This window comes from Streptomyces sp. AC627_RSS907 (genome assembly GCF_019049165.1).
The window spans coordinates 1-638 of sequence record NZ_JAGMUE010001249.1; the positions used below are offsets into that span (position 1 = coordinate 1).

The window sequence follows — 638 nt, forward strand, 5'->3', positions numbered from 1 at the left end:
AGGTGGCTCTCGATCTGCTTCACCGTCTCCAGACCCACACCCACGATGATGAGGATGCTGGTGCCACCGAACGGGAAGTTCTGGTTTGCGTTGAGCGTCACCAGCGCCACCGTCGGCACCAGAGCGATCAGGCCCAGGTAAAGCGAGCCGGGCCACGTGATGCGGTTCAGCACGTAGCTCAAGTACTCCGCAGTGGGACGACCAGCCCGGATACCCGGGATGAAGCCACCATACTTCTTCATGTTGTCAGCAACTTCTTCGGGGTTGAAGGAGATCGCGACGTAGAAGAAGGCGAAGAAGACGATCAGCAGGAAGTACGTGACGATGTAGACCGGGTGGTCGCCCGTCACGAAGTTGGCCTCGATCCAGGTCGCCCATTCCGAGTCGGAACCGCTGAACTGAGCGATCAGCGCCGGAATGTAGAGCAGCGAGGAAGCGAAGATGACCGGGATCACACCCGCCTGGTTCACCTTCAGCGGGATGTAGGTCGAGGTCCCGCCGTACGAGCGGCGGCCGATCATGCGCTTCGCGTACTGGACGGGGATGCGGCGCTGCGCCTGCTCCACGAAGACCACCAGGGCCACCATCGCCAGACCACAGAGGATGACGAGGCCGAACTCCAGCCAGCCGTCCATGAT

At 61.4% G+C, this 638-nt stretch carries 1 protein-coding gene; it reads right to left on the reverse strand.

Annotated elements, in window-relative coordinates; translation table 11 throughout:
- The coding region (gene secY / locus KUM32_RS41315) for a preprotein translocase subunit SecY (protein ID WP_217146779.1) at positions 1–638 on the reverse strand (638 nt) is incomplete at both ends.